This window comes from Paraclostridium tenue (assembly GCF_039521565.1).
Lineage (GTDB): Bacteria > Bacillota > Clostridia > Peptostreptococcales > Peptostreptococcaceae > Paraclostridium > Paraclostridium tenue.
This window is the reverse complement of record NZ_BAAACP010000003.1, coordinates 144,525-165,287: the sequence shown is the minus strand read 5'-3', so window position 1 is coordinate 165,287 and position 20,763 is coordinate 144,525. Positions and strand designations below refer to the sequence as shown.

General features: G+C 26.0%; 25 protein-coding genes. 4 read left to right on the top strand and 21 right to left on the bottom strand.

The genetic code is table 11. The features are described from left to right. The 14 genes from ybeY to ABFX13_RS04090 all read right to left on the bottom strand — a co-directional run bounded on the left by ybeY (window position 1) and on the right by ABFX13_RS04090 (window position 10,505). Window positions 1–459 (bottom strand): rRNA maturation RNase YbeY, encoded by a 459-nt coding sequence (gene ybeY, locus ABFX13_RS04155; RefSeq protein ID WP_147546377.1) that lies wholly within the window; start codon window positions 457–459, stop codon window positions 1–3. Window positions 460–469: 10 nt separating this feature from the next. Beyond that, window positions 470–1,471, bottom strand: a complete 1,002-nt coding sequence (locus ABFX13_RS04150; RefSeq protein ID WP_346042855.1) for a PhoH family protein — start codon at window positions 1,469–1,471, stop codon at window positions 470–472. Between the two features lie 12 nt (window positions 1,472–1,483). Then, a complete protein-coding gene (yqfD, locus tag ABFX13_RS04145; RefSeq protein ID WP_346042853.1) occupies window positions 1,484–2,797 on the bottom strand; it encodes a sporulation protein YqfD in 1,314 nt (437 codons plus the stop codon). Between the two features lie 13 nt (window positions 2,798–2,810). Beyond that, entirely contained in the window at window positions 2,811–3,047 is a 237-nt protein-coding gene (locus tag ABFX13_RS04140) for a YabP/YqfC family sporulation protein (protein WP_346042850.1), read from the bottom strand. A gap of 146 nt (window positions 3,048–3,193) precedes the next feature. Next, window positions 3,194–3,700, bottom strand: coding sequence for a TspO/MBR family protein (locus ABFX13_RS04135; RefSeq protein ID WP_346042848.1), 507 nt, complete (start codon window positions 3,698–3,700; stop codon window positions 3,194–3,196). A 108-nt stretch (window positions 3,701–3,808) separates the two neighbouring features. Next, window positions 3,809–4,252 carry a GatB/YqeY domain-containing protein gene (locus tag ABFX13_RS04130; protein WP_187004800.1) on the bottom strand — a complete coding sequence of 148 codons (444 nt, stop codon included), beginning with the start codon at window positions 4,250–4,252 and terminating at the stop codon, window positions 3,809–3,811. Window positions 4,253–4,278: 26 nt separating this feature from the next. Next, window positions 4,279–4,458 carry a 30S ribosomal protein S21 gene (rpsU, locus tag ABFX13_RS04125; protein WP_021125460.1) on the bottom strand — a complete coding sequence of 60 codons (180 nt, stop codon included), beginning with the start codon at window positions 4,456–4,458 and terminating at the stop codon, window positions 4,279–4,281. A 164-nt stretch (window positions 4,459–4,622) separates the two neighbouring features. Continuing rightward, a complete protein-coding gene (locus ABFX13_RS04120) occupies window positions 4,623–4,970 on the bottom strand; it encodes a histidine triad nucleotide-binding protein (RefSeq protein WP_346042840.1) in 348 nt (115 codons plus the stop codon). A gap of 40 nt (window positions 4,971–5,010) precedes the next feature. Continuing rightward, entirely contained in the window at window positions 5,011–6,312 is a 1,302-nt protein-coding gene (gene mtaB / locus ABFX13_RS04115; RefSeq protein ID WP_346042838.1) for a tRNA (N(6)-L-threonylcarbamoyladenosine(37)-C(2))-methylthiotransferase MtaB, read from the bottom strand. 1 nt (window position 6,313) lies between these two features. Then, window positions 6,314–7,066 (bottom strand): 16S rRNA (uracil(1498)-N(3))-methyltransferase, encoded by a 753-nt coding sequence (locus ABFX13_RS04110; protein ID WP_346042835.1) that lies wholly within the window; start codon window positions 7,064–7,066, stop codon window positions 6,314–6,316. Window positions 7,067–7,075: 9 nt separating this feature from the next. Beyond that, window positions 7,076–8,017, bottom strand: coding sequence for a 50S ribosomal protein L11 methyltransferase (gene prmA / locus ABFX13_RS04105; RefSeq protein ID WP_346042832.1), 942 nt, complete (start codon window positions 8,015–8,017; stop codon window positions 7,076–7,078). 220 nt (window positions 8,018–8,237) lie between these two features. Beyond that, the gene (locus ABFX13_RS04100) at window positions 8,238–9,203 is read right to left on the bottom strand and encodes a DUF4003 family protein (protein ID WP_346042830.1); all 966 of its coding nucleotides are present in this window, start codon (window positions 9,201–9,203) and stop codon (window positions 8,238–8,240) included. Between the two features lie 32 nt (window positions 9,204–9,235). Next, window positions 9,236–9,751 (bottom strand): GNAT family N-acetyltransferase, encoded by a 516-nt coding sequence (locus tag ABFX13_RS04095; protein WP_346042827.1) that lies wholly within the window; start codon window positions 9,749–9,751, stop codon window positions 9,236–9,238. Between the two features lie 160 nt (window positions 9,752–9,911). Then, window positions 9,912–10,505, bottom strand: a complete 594-nt coding sequence (locus tag ABFX13_RS04090) for a phosphatase PAP2 family protein (RefSeq protein ID WP_346042825.1) — start codon at window positions 10,503–10,505, stop codon at window positions 9,912–9,914. Window positions 10,506–10,725: 220 nt separating this feature from the next. Between ABFX13_RS04090 and ABFX13_RS04085 the strand changes: the two genes are divergently transcribed. Beyond that, window positions 10,726–11,355, top strand: coding sequence for a GNAT family N-acetyltransferase (locus tag ABFX13_RS04085; protein ID WP_346042822.1), 630 nt, complete (start codon window positions 10,726–10,728; stop codon window positions 11,353–11,355). Between the two features lie 66 nt (window positions 11,356–11,421). Here ABFX13_RS04085 and ABFX13_RS04080 read toward each other — a convergent pair whose 3' ends face one another. Beyond that, window positions 11,422–12,381, bottom strand: coding sequence for a hypothetical protein (locus ABFX13_RS04080; RefSeq protein ID WP_346042819.1), 960 nt, complete (start codon window positions 12,379–12,381; stop codon window positions 11,422–11,424). A gap of 251 nt (window positions 12,382–12,632) precedes the next feature. On the opposite strand from ABFX13_RS04080, the gene ABFX13_RS04075 reads away from it, so the two are divergent. Then, complete coding sequence (locus ABFX13_RS04075) at window positions 12,633–13,250, top strand: VanZ family protein (protein ID WP_346042817.1); 618 nt, start codon at window positions 12,633–12,635, stop codon at window positions 13,248–13,250. Between the two features lie 75 nt (window positions 13,251–13,325). Here ABFX13_RS04075 and ABFX13_RS04070 read toward each other — a convergent pair whose 3' ends face one another. After that, window positions 13,326–14,003: an MgtC/SapB family protein gene (locus ABFX13_RS04070; protein WP_346042815.1), complete on the bottom strand. Its 678-nt coding sequence runs from the start codon at window positions 14,001–14,003 to the stop codon at window positions 13,326–13,328. A gap of 208 nt (window positions 14,004–14,211) precedes the next feature. On the opposite strand from ABFX13_RS04070, the gene ABFX13_RS04065 reads away from it, so the two are divergent. After that, window positions 14,212–15,309 (top strand): PQQ-dependent sugar dehydrogenase, encoded by a 1,098-nt coding sequence (locus ABFX13_RS04065; protein ID WP_346042812.1) that lies wholly within the window; start codon window positions 14,212–14,214, stop codon window positions 15,307–15,309. Between the two features lie 307 nt (window positions 15,310–15,616). Here ABFX13_RS04065 and ABFX13_RS04060 read toward each other — a convergent pair whose 3' ends face one another. After that, complete coding sequence (locus ABFX13_RS04060; protein ID WP_346042809.1) at window positions 15,617–16,039, bottom strand: YmaF family protein; 423 nt, start codon at window positions 16,037–16,039, stop codon at window positions 15,617–15,619. Between the two features lie 466 nt (window positions 16,040–16,505). Between ABFX13_RS04060 and ABFX13_RS04055 the strand changes: the two genes are divergently transcribed. Then, on the top strand, window positions 16,506–17,885 hold the full coding sequence (locus tag ABFX13_RS04055) for a GntP family permease (RefSeq protein ID WP_346042807.1): 1,380 nt from the start codon (window positions 16,506–16,508) through the stop codon (window positions 17,883–17,885). An 81-nt stretch (window positions 17,886–17,966) separates the two neighbouring features. On the opposite strand, the gene ABFX13_RS04050 is transcribed toward ABFX13_RS04055, so the two are convergent. The 4 genes from ABFX13_RS04050 to ABFX13_RS04035 form a co-directional block, all read right to left on the bottom strand. Then, window positions 17,967–19,022: an ABC transporter substrate-binding protein gene (locus ABFX13_RS04050; protein ID WP_346042804.1), complete on the bottom strand. Its 1,056-nt coding sequence runs from the start codon at window positions 19,020–19,022 to the stop codon at window positions 17,967–17,969. A gap of 316 nt (window positions 19,023–19,338) precedes the next feature. Continuing rightward, on the bottom strand, window positions 19,339–19,704 hold the full coding sequence (locus ABFX13_RS04045) for a phage holin family protein (protein ID WP_346042801.1): 366 nt from the start codon (window positions 19,702–19,704) through the stop codon (window positions 19,339–19,341). Between the two features lie 371 nt (window positions 19,705–20,075). Continuing rightward, window positions 20,076–20,297: a YdbC family protein gene (locus tag ABFX13_RS04040; protein ID WP_346042799.1), complete on the bottom strand. Its 222-nt coding sequence runs from the start codon at window positions 20,295–20,297 to the stop codon at window positions 20,076–20,078. Window positions 20,298–20,314: 17 nt separating this feature from the next. Next, window positions 20,315–20,554 (bottom strand): DUF1653 domain-containing protein, encoded by a 240-nt coding sequence (locus ABFX13_RS04035; protein WP_346042794.1) that lies wholly within the window; start codon window positions 20,552–20,554, stop codon window positions 20,315–20,317. Window positions 20,555–20,763 lie beyond the last annotated feature (209 nt).

Genomic DNA, 20,763 nt, shown 5'->3' with positions numbered 1-20,763 from the left:
TTACTCCCTCGTTATATTAAGCTTATTTAGTACATCCTCTTCTCTTTTTCTCATATCCTTAGTATTTTCTTCTGTATCATGGTCATATCCTAATAAATGGAACATACTATGACATACTAAAAAGCATACTTCTCTTTCAAAACTATGATTATATTCTTCACTTTGCTCTAATGCTCTTTCTAAAGATATTACTATATCTCCTAAAGATTCTTCTTCTATTTCAACATCAAATTCATCTGTTAAAAGTGGAAAAGATAAAACATCTGTAGCTCTATCTACTCCTCTAAATTCTTTATTTAACTCATGTATTTCTTCATTGTCAACAAAAGATAAGCTCACCTCATAATTATCATCATATCCTTCATAATGTAGAGTTTCTACTATTATATCATGTATTTTTTCTAAAAGGTCTTCACTTACTTTTATTTTATCTTGTCTGTCGTCTAATATAATTTCCATAATGCATCTCCTATTTCTTTCTTTTGTTTCTTTCTTCTTTGGATATCTTTTTTTCTTCTTGTTTTTCATCATACTTTTCATAAGCTTTTATTATTCTTTGAACTAATTCATGTCTTACAACATCTTTTTCAGTAAACTTATTTATACCAACTCCATCTACATCTTTTAAAACATCCATAGCTTGTATAAGACCACTTCTTGTTTTACTTGGTAAATCGATTTGTGTTAAATCCCCTGTAACTACAGCTTTTGACCCAAAACCAAGTCTAGTTAAAAACATCTTCATTTGTTCTGGAGTTGTATTTTGCGCTTCATCTAATATTATAAAAGCATTATCTAAAGTTCTACCTCTCATAAATGCCAATGGGGCAACTTCTATTATACCTCTTTCTAGATATTTAGCACACTTTTCATCTCCTAGCATATCAAATAATGCATCATATAAAGGTCTTAAATATGGGTCTACTTTATCTTTTAAATCTCCTGGTAAAAACCCTAAGCTCTCTCCTGCTTCAACAGCTGGTCTTGTTAGTATTATTCTACTTATTTCATCCTTTTTAAAAGCCCTAACTGCCATAGCCACAGCTAAATAAGTTTTACCAGTACCTGCAGGTCCTACACCAAGAGTTATATCATTGTTTCTAATAAGATTTATATAGTGCTTTTGACCCATTGTTTTTGGTTTTACTTCTCTTCCCTTTTTAGTTACTGCTATAGTGTCTTCTAGTTCTTCTATTTGCTCTTTATTGCCTTCCATTAATAGTGATATCGCATAATTGATGCTTTGTTTATCTAGAGTTTTACCTTTTTTGAAATTCTTATATAGCTCATTTATAAATTCTATAGTTTTTTCTACATTTTTAGGTTGCCCTATTAAAACTATATTACCTTCTCTTAAAAGAACATCTACATTTAAACTTTTTTCTATGATTTGTATATTTTCATCAAAGTTTCCAAATAATTCTCTTTCAAATTTATCATCAGTTATTTCAAAACTCTTTTGTACTATCAATTTATGTCCTCCTTAGTTATCCCTTGTTTCTGGTTCCTTTTTATCTTTATTTTCATTGTCCTTATCTTTATTTATATCCTCAAATTCATTTCTTATGTCATTTATAGGTCTTTTTTGTGGATTTGAAGGTATTGCTTCATCTTCTTTTTGTTTTTTCTCATTTTCTTGTCTTATTAATTCCTCTGCTTCTGATTTACTTAAGGAATGTACTTTAGCTATATTTTCTAAAGTTTTAACAGTTAATATGTATTCAAGTTTACCATTTTTCACTTTATGCTGATGCTCTACATCTTTTATTCTAGTATCAACTGGCATGTTGTATTCTAAATCTTTAAGAGCTTTTTTTTCTAAATCTTTTTTAACTTTATTTTTATCTCTTTTTACTTCTTTTATGTTAACTTCATGAAAAGTGCTAGCTTGTATTTTTAATGGGAAAGTATAATCTCCAATTTTCAATTCATAATCTTTATTTTCTATTTCATAGTTTTTATAATCTATATTTCGTCTTAATGTATATTTTTTATCATAAAATCTAAAAGTATATACAGTTTTTTTGTTTCCAGTTTTTACTTTTACCTTATCTATGTAACTTGCATTTTGCTTAGATTCGTAAAAAGTAACAGCCCAAACTTCTGGGATAGACTTTGTATTAGCTCCAGAAACTAATACATCACCTTCTCTTACTATATCTCCAACATTAACTACTTGATTTCCACTTCTTGGTATTACTTTATCTATTATACCATTTTTCTTCGCAATTATATTACAATAATTAGTTTCTTTTTTCTCTTCTAAAGACTCATCTTTTTTAGTAACTGTAACAAATATATTAGTACCTTTTACATTTATAGAAACATATGCTATATCATTGAACTTTCCCATAACTATATCTCTTACTTGTTTTCTATCTATGTTTTTTTTATAAACTCCAGGTTTAACACCTGCTTTTTCTAATTCCTTTCTTACAAGTACCTTATCTATACCTTCTGGTGCCTGTATATAAACATCTGTTACAAACATTGATGTACTCATTAAAATTAATAAGGAAATTATGGCACAAATCCACATTCCCTTATATTTATATATTCTTTTAGCTAAAAAAGGTAATCCCATCTTTTGCTTTACCTTAATATCAAATTTACTATTTCTATATATATTTTTAAAAGCTTTAATATCTTTTTTATCCACTTTAAGTTCAATTTTAGTATTTGTTATACGCTTAACTTCATATATATTTACTTTGTTTCTTATAAGGGTATTTAAAAACTTTTCAGTATTTATACCCTCTACAGTTATCACATAGTATCCCCTAATATAACTTATCAAAAGTAACTCCCCCTTATGTAGTGTATTCTACACTATATATAATCCCTTTTATTCCTATTTCTGTATCTGTAATATACTTTAGATACATTTTATCTCCACTTACTTTTATAGTATTTGTTTTAGTTTTTATTTTAATTAAGTTTATATCATATTCAAGAATAGACTTATAGTTTTCTATACTTATAAATGAATTGCTCAATATAGTAACACTTGGCTGATTTACTTGTAAATCAGTTGGAACTTCTATCATACCAATACCCCCTTAATATATTCTATGTACATTCATAATTTTAATTACTTGTATTGACAAGTAAACTATATATAATACTATGTACCAAATATAAATTTGGGGACTTTTTATTTAATAAAAAATAAAGCCAAGTTGGCTTTTATTTTTTATCTATTTATTGACCATATAACATAATTTAAAAAGAAAGCATAAAATAACCAAGCTAAATATAATAGATTTAAATAAGCCGCTCTTTTATCAACTTTAGTAAATTTAATTATCATTACTGTAACAACTACTATCATAATCCCTATAACAACCAAAGATGTAAGTCTAAGTTCTAGCCCAAAGAATAATATGGACCATATAAAATTTAATCCTAATTGCAAATAGTAATAAAACATAGCATCTCTAACTTTAAGAGAATTTAAATCTTTTTTAGAAACTAAATATGCTGATATTCCCATAAGTATATACAAAATAGTCCATATTATAGGAAATATGTATGGAGGAGGGAAAAATCCTGGCTTTATTAACTCTAAGTACTGAAAATTTGTATCTGTTTTGCTTATAATTTCTGATATAAAATTGCTTGAAAAACCTATTACAATTGGTATCAAAACACTTATTATAAATTTTTTTATATCTTTTGTAGATATAATCAATGAATTCACCCTTTCCTTATCTATACTTAATTTATAAATATGTATAAATATTTAAAGTTATTACTATTTTTTTGGACAAAGCAAAAAGCCTAGAGCTTTTGCTCTAGGCTTTTTAATCTATTGTAAGTTAGATTTAACTAACTCATTTATCATTTTTCCGTCAGCTCTACCTTTTGTTTTAGGTTTTATAGCTGCCATGATTTTTCCCATATCCTTCATAGAAGTAGCTCCTACTTCAGATATAGTTTCTTTAACTATCTCATTTAATTCTTCTTTGCTCAGCTGTTGAGGTAGGTATTCCATTAATACTTCAATCTCAGCTTCAGCTTCTTGAACTAAGTCATCTCTTGATGCTTTAGCAAATTCAGTCATAGCATCTCTACGTTGCTTTAACTGCTTTGTTATTACGTCTATAATAGCGTCATCATCAAGTTCTACTCTAGTATCAACTTCTTGCTGTTTGATTGCAGCTCTTATTAAAGTAACAACAGATTTTTTAACTGTATCTTTGTTTTTCATAGCAAGTTTTAAGTCTTCTTGCAACTTTGCTTTAAGGGACATATCCCTTCACCTCTTATCTACAAAAATTATTTCTTAGCGTTTTTTCTTCTTGCAGCTTCAGCTTTTTTCTTACGTCTTACGCTTGGCTTATCATAGTGTTCTCTTTTTCTTACTTCAGACATTATGCCAGACATAGCACATGAACGCTTAAATCTTCTTAAAGCGCTGTCTAATGTTTCGTTTTCTCTTACTCTTACTTCTGACATTCTTTTTCCCTCCCTCCGATAGCGCAAATTATGCTGGGACTGTAACTCGATTATATCTGCATAATATGCATTACAACCTCACACTTTGTTTATTATAAACTAATTTTTTTTATTTTTCAAGTATTTTTATGAATAATACGGGTAAATTTTTAATTTATACAAACTTATTTACAAGCGTCGTACCAATCTAGTTTCTTTCCAGCTAATACATGGTAATGAATATGCTTAACTTCTTGGCATCCATCATTTCCACAGTTATTTATTATTCTAAATCCAGTTTTGTCATATCCGTTTTCTTTTACTAATTTATTAATAACTTTATGAATGTGTGCAATTATTTCCATATCATTATCATTTATATCTAATATAGATTCATAATGTTTTTTAGGTATAACTAAAACATGAAACGGTGCAACTGGATTTATATCATTAAAAGCTAAGACTTTATCATCTTCATAAACTTTATTTGATGGTATTTCTCCATTTATTATTTTACAAAATATACAACTCATACTTACACCTCCCATCTGTTATATTATTTATTTCTACATATTATACTAAAATTCCTTCTACGTATTCATCTTTTACATCAGATATCTTAGTATTTAGTATTTTACCTTGTATATCTTTATCACTTTCAACTACTACTCTTATATAGTTAGGAGTTAATCCTTCGTATTTGTTATCTCCTATGTTTTGTTCAAATAAAACTTCAAATTCTTCACCTATAAACTTAGTTGCAAACTTATTAAAGTTTTTCTTATTTAAAGCTATTAATTTGTCACTTCTTAAATGCTTCATTTGTGGATCTATTTGATTTTCCATAGTAGCAGCTGGAGTTCCTTTTCTTGGTGAATACTTAAATATATGCATTTGTGAAAGTTCAACATCACTTAAAAACTTATAAGTTTGATTAAACTCATCATTAGTTTCTCCAGGGAATCCTACTATTACATCTGTAGTTATTGCCACATTAGGCATTTTTTCTCTTAATTTATTAACTATTTCCTTATACTCTTTAGTCGTATATCTTCTATTCATTCTCTTTAGTGTTTCATCACATCCACTTTGAAGTGATAGGTGAAAATGTGGACATACTTTTGGCATTTTAGAAACTGTATCTATAAATTCATCAGTCATAAGAAGTGGTTCAACTGAACTTAATCTTATTCTTTTAACACCTTCTATTTCATTTATAGCTTTTATAACACTTAATAAATTAATTTCTGCATCAGTTACATCTTTTCCGTAAGATGCAACGTGTATACCTGTTAGAACTATTTCTGTATATCCATTATCAACTAATTTATTCGCTTCATTTACTACACTTTCTAAATCTCTACTTCTTACTTTACCACCTCTAGCATAAGGTATTATACAGTAAGAACAGAATCTATCGCATCCATCTTGTATTTTCATAAATGCTCTAGTTCTTCCATTAGTTTGATTTATTTCTATTTCTTCAAAAGCTCTAACTTTCATTATATCATCAACTGTACTAGCTTTTTTAGAAGCATCAAGTTTTTTAATTTCTTCAACTATTTGTCTTCTTTCGTTAGTACCCATAACTAAGTTTACTTCTTCTATTTCAAGTATTTCTTCTGGTGAAACTTGAGAATAACATCCAACAACTGCTATTATTGCTTCTGGATTTTTCTTTTTCATTCTTCTTATATATTGACGTGATTTTCTATCACTCATATGAGTTACTGTACAAGTGTTTATAACATAAACATCAGCAAACTCTTCGCTATCTACTTGAGTGTATCCATCTTTTTTAAACATCTCAAGCATAGCTTCTGTTTCATATTGATTTACTTTACATCCTAAAGTATAAAAAGCTACCTTTTTCACTTTACTCGCCTCCTCCTAAGTCGCTTAATTCATACAATACTATAGATGAAGCTACAAGTGATGCTGTTTCAGTTCTTAATATTCTTGGGCCAAGAGAAACTGATTGTCCACCTATTTCTTCTATAGCATTAATTTCAGTATCTTCAAATCCACCTTCTGGTCCTACGAAAATACCTATATTATTTATGTCTTTGCCTTTTATGGCTTGTTTTATCGTTTTTGTTTTTTCATTTTCATATGGAGCTATGTTAAAGTCATTTTCTTTCATATCAGCTAAAGCTTCTTTAAAGCTTAAAACTCCTCTTAGTTTAGGAATTTTTCCACGCTTACTTTGCTTAGCAGCTTCATAGATTATTCTTTCCCATCTTTCGATTTTCTTATCTTCTTTTTTGTCATCTACTTTAACAACAGTTCTTTTAGTTTGAACTAATATTATTTCATCAACTCCAACTTCAGTCAACTTTTGAAGTATCATTTCCATTTTAGGACCTTTTGGAAGACCTTGATATACTTTTATTTTTAAATCTGATTCTCTTTTTATATCAACACGTTTTAATATGTTAAGATCAACTTGAGATTTATCTATATTAGTTATTTCACATATATATTCATTGTTGTCATTATCACATATTTCTAATTCTTCACCAACTCTACATCTTAAAACTTTAGAAATATGTTTTACATCTTCTCCTTCTATGATACATGTGTTGTTTTCAAGGTTTACATTTTTCTTTTCTACAAAAAATCTATCCATGAATTTCACCTACTTTGCTATTTTAGATACTATAGCATTCCACTCACCTAAAGATTCTACATGTACTATTTCAAGTCCATTTTCAGTTAAAGCTTGTTTAACTTCATCTACTTTAGCGTGTATTATTCCTGAAGATATAAATACTGCATCATCTTTCATGAATTGTTTTATATCTTTAGCTAATATCTTTATTATATCTGCTATAATGTTTGCTACTACTATATCAGCTTTATCAGTTACAACTTCCATTAAGTTTCCGTGAAGTGCAGTTACACTACCTTCTACTTTATTTAACTCTATGTTTTCTTTAGATACTTTTACAGCTACTTCATCTAAGTCAACTGCTAATACATCTTTAGCTCCAAGTTTTGCTGCTGCTATTGCAAGTATCCCACTTCCGCATCCTATATCAAATACGTTTGATTCTGGCTTAACGTATTTTTCTAACTCTCTTATACACATACTTGTAGTTTCGTGAGTTCCTGTTCCAAAAGCCATACCTGGGTCTAGTTCTATTATTAAGTCAGATTCATCTTCTTCATATTCTTCCCAAGTTGGTTTTACTACTATTTTTTCACCTATTTTAGTTGGCTTATAGTAATTTTTCCACTCATTAGCCCAATCTTCTTCATCTACTTGAGAAAGTTCTACTATAGCTTCTCCTACATCTATTCCGAATTCTTTAAGACCGTCTATCTTTTCTTTTATTAATTTAATATCATCCGTAACGTCTCTTTCTTCTGTTATATAAGTTTTTATTATAACTCCATCATATCCACTATTAAATATTTCTTCTTCAACGAAATCCCAATCATATTCATTTTTCTTTTGGAATTTGAAATCTTTAGGATCTTCTATAGAAACTCCTCCTACATTTTGCTCATATAATATATTAGTTATAGCTTCAACTGCTTCAGTTGTTGTTTTTATTGTAATTTCTGCCCATTTCATTTATGTACACGCTCCTTTTAAAATTCCAGTTTTTCGTAAACTTTATTATATCATATTTATTATTGTCTTTTAAAATAATCTTTTATACTTTAACGCATATATTTAGATTATCAAACTAATTTATTTTTGTATACAATTCTAAAACTTAATAATGGTTAAATAAAAAATAGAGTTAAGTAAATTTTTACTTAACTCCATTTTTTATATTTATAAATTAAATTTATAGGTTATTTAAAATTATTGAACTTGAAGTTACTGTCATTGTAGCTATATTCATAGCCTTATTTATATCATCAAGCGTTTTATTTATTAAAAAACTATGGTTATCTATATTAGATATGAAATTTTGGATTGCTAAAAATGCTGATATAAAATTTCTATAATTTTCATCTAATGCAAACCTTCCATATCCTCTATATATTTTTAATTTATCTGATATATTTTTTATTTCTTCTATTATACCTTTTATATTTTTTATTTCTAAAAATGACATAACTCCAATCAATGGATATCCAAATTTATGAAATTTACAATTATTTTTTTCTAATTCTTTTTTTATATATATGCAATTTCCCCAAAGTTCTTTTTTCCGAGTCAATGAAAATACCTGAGATAAATTTTTTAGTGCATTATTTTTATAAAATCCATTTTTACTTAAATAAACATATGCCTCTTCCATGTTAATTAATTCTTCATACATATCTTGTAAGTTAATAGCTATTGCACAAGCATTAATATAGTCATCTATAGATACTAAAAATGGATGACTTTTTCTCATGAATTCATATGTATATTTTGTTTTTTCTATACATTCATCAATGTTTATTTTATTTTTATTTTCAAAAATTATATTTGAAATTAGTGCCAAAGAATCTCCTGAATAAAATTTATTTTTTTTTAGTTTTTTATGAATTTTAAGTATTTCTTCTAAGCTTTCTTTAAAGTCTGATTGAAAAGATATTATTACTGCTGTATTTATAGAGCTATTACCCCTAAAATCTGAAAAAATTGAAGTACTTTCTCTTATAAGGTCTATACATTCATTTACTTTATTAGAATTTATATATTTATCTTTTAGTGTATATTTAAGTGCACATTCATGTAGTATTAATTTAATCCATGGTTTTGTCTTTATATTTTCTAATGATTCATAATTATTTGTTAGAAGACTCAATCTGTGCTCCATATAATTCCTCCTAAAAGTTATATATATATTAATTAATTAATTAAATTTTTATTATATCTTCTCATTATTATTTCATCTACATATTCTCCATTTTTTATTGCTGAGTATTTTTTAACTCCCTCTTTTTCAAAACCTAGGGATTCATATAATTTAATAGCTTTTTCATTATCTTTATATACCCCTAATTCTAATCTTACTAACATAAGCCAATTATCTGCTAAGTCTATTAGTTCCTCCATTAATTTTTTTCCTATACCTTTTCCCTGATACTTTGTATGTATACTTATTGCCATACTTGCACTGTGTCTTATTCTTGGAGAGGCATTTATATTTAAAGATGCTACTCCTACTACTTTTTTATCATTATTTTCTATTACCTCTGCAACCATTATATGATTATTTATATCTAAGTTTTCAGTTATCTTTTTCATTTTTTCTATTCTTTCAGAACTTATTGCTAAAGTATTTTCTTTTACACCTTTCATTTTTCTTATTTCACTTATATCCTGATAATCTTCTATCTTTACTGGTCTTATTATTATCTCCATAACTACCTCCTTTTTATATTGGCTTTATTATAATTTTAGTTTATATTTTATTTACTTTCTTTAAATTGCAAAAAAAATATATATAATTCTTTTTATATTTACTTCCAAATAAAAAATGGAGTATCTAAATGATACTCCATATATTTATAATAAATTTATATTATTTTTTATCTTTAACCATATCTTTTACTATTGGTGTGCGTTTTTCTATATTGAAATATAAATTTTTAATTTTTCTTCTTAAAAATTTATTATATAAAATACTTGTTATAATAACTATTACATATGATATTACCACGTGTTCTGGATAATGATGTCCTACATATACTCTAGAAAATCCTATTAATAATGATAGACATATAGATATAACTCCAAGTATTTTACTATATACATTTAACCCTAATGCAATACTCATACTAGCTAATGAGTGATCACTTGGGAAAGATGAGTTTGGTTTATGAGGATATAATAAATTAGCTGAACTATTGTTTACAAAAGGTCTTGGTGCAAACCATATACCAGCTAATATAGCTGATAAAACCATATTTAATATTGTAAATATCACTGTATTTACAGCTACCTCTCTTGCATTTTTATTTTTCTTTACAACTCCAACAATATATAATATAACTACCATTAATGCTAATATTAAAGGTACTTTTCTTGAACTAAAAATCATTATACTATCTAATGTTGAATTTTGCCCTGCTAATCCGTTTATTGAGTCAAATACTTTCTCCCAAAAATTCATCATTTAAGCCTCCTATTTATTGTGCATAATCATTTTTTAATATTATATATTTTGTGATATTTTGTCAATCTTTGTCTTTAAAATATTATTAAATCAATTAAACATCTTAACTTTTCTTATTGTCTTTATTGACTCTCCCCTTAGAATACATCTTATCATCATTATAAAGTATTTAAAATTTAATACTAAATCTAAATTTATTTATGTAAAGGGAGTGTATAATATGGATAAAGTAATTTATAGAAACTTAACAGAAACAGATTATGAAACTATGAAGGAGTTTATAGGTGAAGCATTTGGCTTTAATGAGTTTGTTAAAGATAAGAAACTTTTAGATATATTACTTGGAGGATATCTTAAAGAATGTCTTTTGGAAAGTTCATTTGGTAAAGTCGCTCAAAAAGATAATGAAGTTGTTGGATTTATTTTAGGTAGTGCAAAAAAAGATGAAAATCGTTTTAAAAATTGTAACAACATTTTAAATATTGACCCGAATGAGATTGATTTAATTATAAATAATAATAAAAATAAAGAACTTTTCAAGGAGTTTTCAAAAATTACAGATACGTATAAAGAACTTATAAAAGAAAGGGAGAATAATTTCCAAGGTTGTATACAATTGTTTATTGTATCAAAAAAGTGTAGAGGTTTAGGTATTGGTAAGTCTTTAATCGGTCATTTATTTAATTATATGAAAAACATGGATGTAAAATCTTTATATTTATATACAGATACCAGATGCAACTACAAGTTTTATGATAGTCAAAATTTTAAACGTATAAATGAAAAAGAAATTTATTTAAAATCATTTAAAACACCTTTAAATGTATTTTTATACGGTTATAATTTTTAATATATTTAATCATCAAAGGTAATAGCTTTATAAGCTATTACCTTTTTGTAAAATGTAAAAATTTCATTATTTATTATTTTCTAAACACTTTATTGGGTCAATATATACTTGTTCCCATTTTCCATCTTTATTCTTTTTATAATCTGCAATTTTAATATCAACACCATTAGTTAATTGATAAAAAAGTACATAGTACTCGTTCATATTTTTATCTTTAAAATAAACTTTCTTTTCATATCCATTTTCTTTTACACAAACTTTATTATCTATTAAAGAACACCAATTTCCATATTCAATTTCAACAAATGATTTAGCATCATATGACCATCCATGATAAGGAGCACATAAGTAATTTTCTGGAGTGAAATTCATATTTACAATTTTATAAACTTCGCCTTGCTTTTGTAGATAAATATATCCAAAATAATAAGCAAAAACTCCTTTTGACTCATTTGTTCCTTCTATTGTTTCAATTTCAGCAAAATATTTTATAATATCTGGATTTCCCTTATCTGAACCTACTTTATTTAATTTGATTAAATTAATGTGGAGTGTATTCTCAAAAGACTTTAAATAATTTTCATAAGATACCTTATTTTTATAAGAATCTGATAAAAACTTATATGCAATTGGATAAGGAGCTCTTGTATCACCTAAGCTTCCACATCCAGTTTTAGAACCTTCAATAGGATTAGCTGCTTCTCTTAAAATACTAAAGTAATTTATTATAGTATCTTCAGGATTTTTTAAAAACTTATTAGGTATTTTAATTTTAGATGTATCTGCCCCATACACATTATAAAAACTTTCATCTATTTTATTATTTAATATAGTAGATTTAGATGGTCTAAAAAATCGCTCTTGATTATTGTATTGTTCAATATCATTTCTTTTTTTATCTTCTTTTAAATTTGATAATTTTTTATATTGACCTCCAAGTATTAACTGATTTTCTTCACAGTTACATACTATAGTACTTGATATAAAAAATAAAATAAAAACTGTTATAATACTTCTTCTGAACATAATTTTTTGTCAAAATATTTAGCCATGAATTTATAATAAAATAATTTTGACAACCTCCTTTTATACTTTAAGTTTATTTTATTAAGTTTTTTATATTATTTAATTTTTTTACATTAAGTATACTCAAAAGTTTTATTAATTATAAAAAGCCTGAATTTTTAAATAACTGTTACTTTTTTTTAATCGTAAATAAATAGAAAACAAGCTAAAATGGAAATATATGTAATAATTATACCGGAGGATTTATTTAAATGACTTTTGATATTAGCTTTCTTTTAAACATTTGTTTCCCATTCTGGTTAGCTTATAGATTTTTAGTATTGTTTAAGAGAAAAAAAGACAAAATTAAAATCAACTTATTTAGTGAAATTTTAGTCAATCTGTTTGTATTGTATTTATTCATCCTTTTAGGAATACGTATTCTCCCTATACATATAGGTTCTTGTTTACCTTGGATAGAACAATTAAGTTTTGCTGAACAATGCAATTTAAATCTTTTACCTTTTGTAGACTTTTTTAAATATAATATTTATGAAATATCTTCTATTAAAATTTTATTAGGTAATTTTTTATTACTAATTCCTCTCATACTATATTTATGCGCCACAGAAGCTTTTATAAGAAATTTAAAATCTTGTACAATAATTTCTTTTTTAATATCACTTTCTATAGAGTTGACGCAATTAATAACTAATATTTTAAATATATCTGATTATAGAATTGTAGATGTAAATGATTTGATATTAAATACATTAGGTGGAGCTTTAGGATTTTATATATTTGAAATGATATACAAAGGTAAACTTAAAGAATATATAGATTCATTATCTGAGGATTTTGTTGAAAATGATATTGATATAGTTTCATAAAAAACATTTAATATTTTTTAATTTTGATAATATGGGGGTACTAAAATAGACCCCCTTTAATATATATAATTAAATCTATAATTTAGTTACTGTAACTATACTCTTATTTTCAATTAACATACTTATAATTTCATTCATACTAATCAATTTTGACTTTCTTAAAGTATATAAACATTCATCATCTCCTATAACTTCTATACTTTCAATTTTTATTTCACAATTTTCAATTGATTCCTTAACTTCTTTTATAGCTTCTACTCTAGATTTACATTTTATTTTTATTTTTATAATATTAACTTTGCTCATAAACTTATCTTCAAATTTCTTTAAGAAAACCAGAACTATTACTATACTAACTCCACTTAATATACTTATTTTATAAAATCCCATTCCTATTGCAATACCAACACAAGCTACAGTCCATATAGATGCTGCTGTTGTTAATCCTTTTATAGCTCCTTTTGTCTTTATTATGGTTCCAGCTCCTAAAAATCCTATACCTGACACTACTTGACCTATAAATCTTCCATCATTTAATTTTACTATTCCTGAAAGTGCTTGTGCTTTAGTAATTTGATTTAAAGCAAAATCTGCCAATTCTACCTGGATAAGTGCTGCTACAGTAGCTCCCAAACATACTAGTGTATGAGTTCTAAATCCTGCTGATACATTTTCACGTTCTCTGTTGTAACCTATAGTTCCTCCTATACATATGGCTAATAAGATTCTTATAATTATGTCTTTTATATCCATGAAACTACTCCAATCTATATAATAAATTTAATTTTTAATAGATTATATACCCCTACTATAAAACTATAACCCATGTAGTTTCTATAATTTCAATTAATAAGATTTCTATATTGAAAATATTTATGAAAATTTTTAATGACACCTTCAAATCTATAAATGAATACTATGTTAATTAGGATACATTCATTTACATTTGGAGGATAACAATATGAAAAAAATAGTTAAAAAGATTTTATCTAATTTAATGCCTAATAATAATTTTTCTAATTTAAAAATAAAGTCAATCAAATCAAGACAATTTCCTTATGAAATTGAAATTATTGCCACAAATTTATATGTACCTTGGGCTATGGACATCAGTAATGATGGAGATATCTATTTTACAGAACGCTCTGGTTCAGTTAAAGTTATTAAAAGTGACAACCTTAATCCCAAACCGCTAATTAAGTTTACTTCTCCATTTATAAGTCAAGGCGAAGGTGGATTAATGGGTATTGTCCTAGACCCAAATTTTTCACAAAATAACTATATATATGTTATGTATTCATATACAGAAAATAATAAAATATATAATCAAGTTGTTAGATTAATTGAAGAAAATAATAGTGCATATATTGATAAAGTTCTTATAGATAAAATTCCTGGTGGACAAATTCATAATGGAGGAAGGATAAAAATAGGACCAGACAAAAAACTTTATATAACAACAGGAGATGCAGGTAATCCTGAATTAGCACAAGATATTAAAAGTAAAGCAGGAAAAATACTTAGAATAGAATTAGATGGCAGTATTCCTAGTGATAATCCATTTACTAATTCACCTGTTTATAGCTTAGGACATAGAAATCCTCAAGGATTAGCTTGGAATTTAGAAAATGTATTATACTCATCTGAACATGGTCAATCTGCTCATGATGAAATAAATATTATATATCCAGGTAGAAATTATGGGTGGCATATAGTTCAAGGAAATGAACAATCTTCAGAAATAGTTACACAAAAACCTTTAATACACAGTGGTGAAAATACATGGGCACCTTCTGGTATTGCTTTTGTAAATCAAGGTCCATGGAAAGGAAAATTATTAGTTACTAACTTACGTGGGCAACAAATACTTACTATAACATTAAATGAAAATGAAACATTAGTAAAAAATTTAGAATCATTGTTTAAAAATGAATATGGACGTTTGCGTGAAGTCATTCAAGAAAAAAACGGATCAATTTACATTGCAACAAGTAATAGAGATGGTAGAGGTAATCCAGATGAAACTGATGATAAAATTTTACGTCTTACTTTAAAGTAAATATATATTTTAATTATTCATAAATTATTTATATCACAAACACTAGATTGGTAGAATATATATATTGTTTTTCAATATAATTTCTTCTTGATACCCTATAATTTTACGAATCAATCCATTATTCTTTGATTTCCATACTAACCCATCCAAATAAATATACAATTTTTTACAAAATCAAAAAATACTATAAGCACTCCTGTATCAGCTAGTATAATCTCTTTTCCTGTATTTATCAAATAAAAAAATATATTTAAAAAGGACTATGAAAATTATAATCATAGTCCCATATAAACTTTATATCTTGAATCTATACTAAAGGTGCATCAATTTGAGTAGTAAAAAGGAATTCATGGCAGTGACCATCATTAACAGTAGTATTTCCAGATACTAAATGGACATGTTTATCAGTACCTGGTATATTAATTGCTGGTCCTGTCGTAGTGCATATTTTATGAAAATGATCAAGGAAATCTGTATTATCATTTTTTATCTTATGAACATGGTTAGTTCCACCATATATTGGTATAGCTTCTCCTGTAACTCCTGCAGCACGATGATTATGTCTATCATCGCCTTCTTCTGCTAGTTTTACACTTTCTGAATATTCATGAACATGTCTCATTTCATCTTCATAACAGTTATCCCATTTATCCCATTTATTGCAATCCCAATAATCATCTGAACAACAGTGTTTACAATTTTTTTTGCATTTATAATCTTGACAGCTCATTTTAACATCTCTCCATTATATATATTAAAAAGTTCTTATAAATAACCTCTTTATATAATATGAATAAATATCAAAAAAGTTCATATTTTGTAGTATTTTGTACTAATTTAATTAATTTTTATTACTTCTTTCTCTTAATGCTAGTTTCATCAGTGAGTTTACAAAAGCCAATTTCTTTAAAATCAAATATAGAAGCTTTTTTAGAAACTTTAATTCTTTTTTATCCAATACTTTTTTAAATAGTTTTAAATATGTACCTATATAAAACTTTATCTAGATACTTAAATATAAAAATAAAAAAGAACTTAATCACAATATAATTAATTTTAATTTTCTTAATATTTTCAAATTATTATTAAATTGGTTTATACAGCTATTTAACGGGTAAAATAAAAAAATACTTAGAAAATCTATAAAAATAGCTAGAGAAAGGAGATTATCAAAATTATTTTGATATTAAATTATAATGTTTAGCATCTTAGGATTAATTTTATCGTTAATACTTATAATGTATCTTGCTTACAAAGGATACTCAACAATAATAACAGCGCCAATAATTGCAATGATAACAATAATCCTTACTACTGGATTTGATGGTCATTTAATGGCAAATTACACAGAAGTTTACATGTCAGGATTTGCAAATTTTATAAAAAACTATTTTCCCCTTTTTATGACTGGGGCAATTTTTGCAAAATTAATGGAGGAAGTTGGTTATGCAAAGTCAATAGCACATTTTATAACTAAAAAACTAGGAAAAGATAAATCAGTATTAGCAGTAGTATTATCTGGAGCAATTCTTACTTATGGAGGAGTTTCTTTATTTGTAGTTGCATTTATTCTTTATCCAATTGCATCTATGTTATTTAAGGAAGCAGATATTCCAAAAAGACTTATACCTGGAACTATTGCACTTGGAGCTTTTACCTTTACTATGACTGCACTACCTGGTTCACCAGAAATTCAAAATGTTATACCAATGAAATACTTTGGAACAGATACTTTTGCAGCTCCAGTTATAGGAATATTTGCAAGTATTATGATGTTATCACTTGGTATGATTTGGCTTACAAAACGTGTAAAATCTGCTAAAGCTAATAATGAAGGTTATGGAAATCATAGTGATAATATATGTGAAGAAAACTATGAAAACCTACCAAGTATTTTTAAAGCAGTACTTCCTATAATAATAATTTTTATAACTAACTTATTCTTCTCAAAGGTTTATTATGAAAATATAGATGGAAGTTATTTAAGTAAATTTAATACTACATTAAGTAATGTTTCAGGTACTTGGAGTGTAATAATAGCTATAGTTTTAGCTGATATATTTATTTTATTAACTAATTTTAAAAAAATAAAAAATATAAAATCAGTACTAGACACAGGTGTTACTAATTCCTTTAAACCATTATTAAATTCTAGTGCTATAGTTGGATATGGAAGTGTAATAAAGTCTTTAGCAATATTTAGTTTTATACAATCATTTATTTTTGGTATTTCATCAAATCCAATAATATCTGAAGCTTTGTCAGTAAATTTAATTTGTGGTCTTACGGCTTCAGCTTCTGGCGGGCTTGAAATATCACTTAATGCCTTAGCTCCAACTTATTTGCAAATGAGTCATACTTTAAATATTCCACCAGAAATTCTTCATAGAATTGCTTCACTTTCTTCAGGTGGATTAGACACTCTACCTCATAATGGAGCAGTAATTACTACGCTTGCTATTTGTGGATTAACCCATAAAGAAGCTTATAAGGATATGTTTGTAACTTCTGTTGTTATTCCAATATTTGTAACTACTATAGTTGTTATATTAACATCTATTCGATTTGGTGTTTAATATAAATTTTTAAATAAATATAATTTAATAAGTAATATAAAAATAAGGAAAAGTCATTTTATTGACCTTTCCTTATTTTCTTTAATTATCTGATTTTATTTGTGTCCATGCATCGTCATATATTCTTTTGACATCACTAGAAAAATCAGTGTAGATTTCACATCTATCCATTATTTCTTTAGGCATATATGCATTAGGATTATTTCTAACATTTTCTGGTTGTTCTAATCTAGCTTCTTTATTTGGAGTTGTATATCCTATTTCATTTGCTATTCTTAAAGCACTTTCTTTATCACTTACAAAGTTTATAAACTTTTCAGCACCTTCAACATTTTTAGCATTATGTGGTATACATAAGCTATCAATCCAGAAATTTGCACCTTCCTTAGGCACTACATAAACTAAGTTAGGATTTTCATCTTGAAGATTTAATCCTTCTCCAGACCAAATCATATTTATATCAGATTCACCTGCTGGAATCATTGTAGTTCCATTATCAACTCCATATATTGGATTTACTAATTTTCTTTGACTTATTAATAAATCTTTAGCTTCTTCAATTTCTTTTGGATTTTTTGTATTTAAAGAGTATCCAAGTTTCTTTAAAGCTGCTCCCATTGTATCTCTATAAGTATCAAACATAAAAATTTTATCTTTATATTTTTCATTCCATAGTATATCCCAACTATCTACTTTTTCTTTTACTACATCTTTATTATAAATAAGTCCTACTGTTCCAAACATATAAGGAACTGAATATTTATTACCTGGATCTATTTTTAAATTTAAATATTCTTTATCCATTTGAGATATATTAGGTATATTGTCTTTATTTAGTTTTTGAACAAGATTGTTTTTAATCATTCTTGGCATTAAAGCATCAGATACTAAAATAACATCATATTGACCTGCGCCTTTGCTGATTTTTTGATACATTGTTTCCATATCATCAAAAGTTTCAATGTTAACTTTTATACCATATTTCTTCTCAAATTCTTTTACAGTTTCTTTATCTATATTTTCTCCATAATTAAGAAAACTTATTTGTTCTGAAGATTTTTTGCTACATCCTACAAAAAATGCACCAATTATTACAACAATAATTGATAAACTCAATAATTTAAATATTTTTTTCATGCTACAATCCTTTCTATTATTTTAGAGTTATTTTAATACCCAAAACTATTAATAATTAATCTACTTTTATTATAATTTTAAAAATATTATGACTAGTATATTTTACTACGCAAAATAATCTAAATAAAGGATTTATTACTTTATTTAGCTTTATTATATGTATCTTTTAATTGTTGTAATATAAATTAATCACATTAGCTAATAATATATTTTTTAAAACTTGCCAATAAAAAACCGTATCATATTCTTATGATACGGTTTTTTTATTTCTTTAAATTAAAATCTTTTATAAATTGTTATGTTAATATATTTAACATTACATAGCTCTAACAGGGAATATTGCATCTAAAATTCCAATAACTATAGCTGCTAATATTGCTCCCATAATAGTTACACCCATATTAGGAACTAAGAATTGTGCTAAATATAGTATTATAGCTGCAATTACAAAACCTTTTATTCCTTTTCCAAAAGGAGATGCATCAACTCCCATAAGTAATTCTGCTAAATAATCTAACACAGATATTACAACAGCAGCTATTAAAAATGACCACATTCCATCGATTGAAAATCCTGGAGTTACAAATGATGTTACCATAAGAATAATTGCAACTAATATAAATCTTCCTATCCATTTTAATAAACTACCATTATTTCCTTTGTTATTATTATCATATCCCATAGAAGACACTCCTTTAATATAATTTTATAATTACTTTTTAATTAGTAAATCTCTTTAAATAAATCCTCAAGTAGTAATTATATAATTGGACTTTCATAATAAATGTATATTTATTATTTTTATTTTATAGTTATATTTTGACCACTCTGTTAAATAATATTCCCTATAATATTAGCACAACTTAAATTTTAAATTTTTATTGTATAATTTTTTTAATACAATAAATAATAGTTTATAATTAATCTATATATAAAATTTAACTACTATAAAAAATGTTTATCTTAAAACTTTTTAATTTTTCTTATATCCAGATTTAATTCTAGTTTTCTTTTTACACTCTAAAAAAGAGAGTACTAAAATGGTACTCCCTTTTATAAATCTATATCATTTAAAATCTTTTTAAGCTCTCTTACCTCATCAATACTTAAAGTAATTCCCTTACCCATCTTTTGATGATCTTCATCCCAATCTCTTATATCAAATTTTGCTGGTCTATCATTCCAACTAACTAAATTTAACTCCTTACTCCATCCATTGCTTGACTTTGAAATAATTCCAAAATTCTCTTCTATATCAAATTTTATACCTGCCATTATCATTCACCTCTTCTTTATTTTCCTGTATATAATTCAAATCTATAAACTTGATTTGTTATATTATCTTCTCTGCCTTCTTCAACCTTTTCTTTAAACATAGAAAGTGGTCTAACATACATATCATAAGGAGGATACAACATCTGATAAGAAACCAACTCCTCTCCAGTTTCTGAATGTTTCACTATACTATGTACATAATATAAATTTCCTTTAAAATGTCTATACGGTCTTTGCGCCTGTATCTCATGGCTCATAAGTACACCTTCTTTCTTACTTTTCTCAATATATATCTTATACCCAATTTAATCATATATATCTGATATATTATACAACATTTTTAACATTAATTTTAAACTTAATACCTTACTTTTCAAATGTATGTGATTTAAATGTCAGTTACAAAAACTAAAAATATAAAATATAAAAAAGAGACTATTTAAAATAATCTCTTTTTACATAATTG

What these genes read in the sequence shown, in the direction of transcription:
- ybeY (WP_147546377.1), bottom strand. Translation starts at nt 459, where the DNA reads ATGGAAATTATATTAGACGACAGACAAGATAAAATAAAAGTAAGTGAA.
- ABFX13_RS04140 (WP_346042850.1), bottom strand. Translation starts at nt 3,047, where the DNA reads ATGATAGAAGTTCCAACTGATTTACAAGTAAATCAGCCAAGTGTTACT.
- ABFX13_RS04130 (WP_187004800.1), bottom strand. Translation starts at nt 4,252, where the DNA reads ATGTCCCTTAAAGCAAAGTTGCAAGAAGACTTAAAACTTGCTATGAAA.
- rpsU (WP_021125460.1), bottom strand. Translation starts at nt 4,458, where the DNA reads ATGTCAGAAGTAAGAGTAAGAGAAAACGAAACATTAGACAGCGCTTTA.
- ABFX13_RS04120 (WP_346042840.1), bottom strand. Translation starts at nt 4,970, where the DNA reads ATGAGTTGTATATTTTGTAAAATAATAAATGGAGAAATACCATCAAAT.
- ABFX13_RS04110 (WP_346042835.1), bottom strand. Translation starts at nt 7,066, where the DNA reads ATGGATAGATTTTTTGTAGAAAAGAAAAATGTAAACCTTGAAAACAAC.
- prmA (WP_346042832.1), bottom strand. Translation starts at nt 8,017, where the DNA reads ATGAAATGGGCAGAAATTACAATAAAAACAACAACTGAAGCAGTTGAA.
- ABFX13_RS04100 (WP_346042830.1), bottom strand. Translation starts at nt 9,203, where the DNA reads ATGGAGCACAGATTGAGTCTTCTAACAAATAATTATGAATCATTAGAA.
- ABFX13_RS04095 (WP_346042827.1), bottom strand. Translation starts at nt 9,751, where the DNA reads ATGGAGATAATAATAAGACCAGTAAAGATAGAAGATTATCAGGATATA.
- ABFX13_RS04090 (WP_346042825.1), bottom strand. Translation starts at nt 10,505, where the DNA reads ATGATGAATTTTTGGGAGAAAGTATTTGACTCAATAAACGGATTAGCA.
- ABFX13_RS04085 (WP_346042822.1), top strand. Translation starts at nt 10,726, where the DNA reads ATGGATAAAGTAATTTATAGAAACTTAACAGAAACAGATTATGAAACT.
- ABFX13_RS04080 (WP_346042819.1), bottom strand. Translation starts at nt 12,381, where the DNA reads ATGTTCAGAAGAAGTATTATAACAGTTTTTATTTTATTTTTTATATCA.
- ABFX13_RS04075 (WP_346042817.1), top strand. Translation starts at nt 12,633, where the DNA reads ATGACTTTTGATATTAGCTTTCTTTTAAACATTTGTTTCCCATTCTGG.
- ABFX13_RS04070 (WP_346042815.1), bottom strand. Translation starts at nt 14,003, where the DNA reads ATGGATATAAAAGACATAATTATAAGAATCTTATTAGCCATATGTATA.
- ABFX13_RS04065 (WP_346042812.1), top strand. Translation starts at nt 14,212, where the DNA reads ATGAAAAAAATAGTTAAAAAGATTTTATCTAATTTAATGCCTAATAAT.
- ABFX13_RS04060 (WP_346042809.1), bottom strand. Translation starts at nt 16,039, where the DNA reads ATGAGCTGTCAAGATTATAAATGCAAAAAAAATTGTAAACACTGTTGT.
- ABFX13_RS04055 (WP_346042807.1), top strand. Translation starts at nt 16,506, where the DNA reads ATGTTTAGCATCTTAGGATTAATTTTATCGTTAATACTTATAATGTAT.
- ABFX13_RS04050 (WP_346042804.1), bottom strand. Translation starts at nt 19,022, where the DNA reads ATGAAAAAAATATTTAAATTATTGAGTTTATCAATTATTGTTGTAATA.
- ABFX13_RS04045 (WP_346042801.1), bottom strand. Translation starts at nt 19,704, where the DNA reads ATGGGATATGATAATAATAACAAAGGAAATAATGGTAGTTTATTAAAA.
- ABFX13_RS04040 (WP_346042799.1), bottom strand. Translation starts at nt 20,297, where the DNA reads ATGGCAGGTATAAAATTTGATATAGAAGAGAATTTTGGAATTATTTCA.
- ABFX13_RS04035 (WP_346042794.1), bottom strand. Translation starts at nt 20,554, where the DNA reads ATGAGCCATGAGATACAGGCGCAAAGACCGTATAGACATTTTAAAGGA.